At 66.6% G+C, this 467-nt stretch carries 1 pseudogene; it reads left to right on the forward strand.

Annotated features, from left to right (window positions below):
• Positions 1 to 467, forward strand: a pseudogene (locus ABD323_RS41710) (hypothetical protein); the annotation flags it as partial.

Below are 467 nucleotides of genomic sequence, written 5' to 3' on the forward strand. Positions count from 1 at the left end.
GACCTGGAGTACGTCACCGACGGCCTGCACCCTCCGGCCTTGTCGGACACCGAGATCTGCCGCTGGGAGCACGGCCAGCGTCGGCCGTCCGAGGAGCGCATCGACTACCTGTGCCGCGTGTACGAGACGCGGCCCGACCGGCTCGGCTACGGCCGGGACTACAGTGGCGCCATGCTGGGACACCTGGAACAGGCCGGGCTCGCCGACCTCTTCACGCTCACCAACGTCGAGTCGAAGGCTGACCTGATCTCGCGGATACGGGGCGCCAGGTCAAGGATCGACATGTTCGGTCTGACGAGGAACTTCTACGGCAGCGACGAGATGCTGCCACTGTTCATCGCCAAGGCCCGCGAGATCCCCGTGCGGATCTACATCATGGATCCGCACTGCGATTCCCGCCGGGACCGGTACCGTCTGGAGCCGACCGAGGCAGCGATGGAAGAGCCGACCCGGTACGAGCGGGAGGT

This window comes from Kitasatospora nipponensis, assembly GCF_039528135.1.
GTDB classification, from domain to species: Bacteria; Actinomycetota; Actinomycetes; order Streptomycetales; family Streptomycetaceae; genus Kitasatospora; species Kitasatospora nipponensis.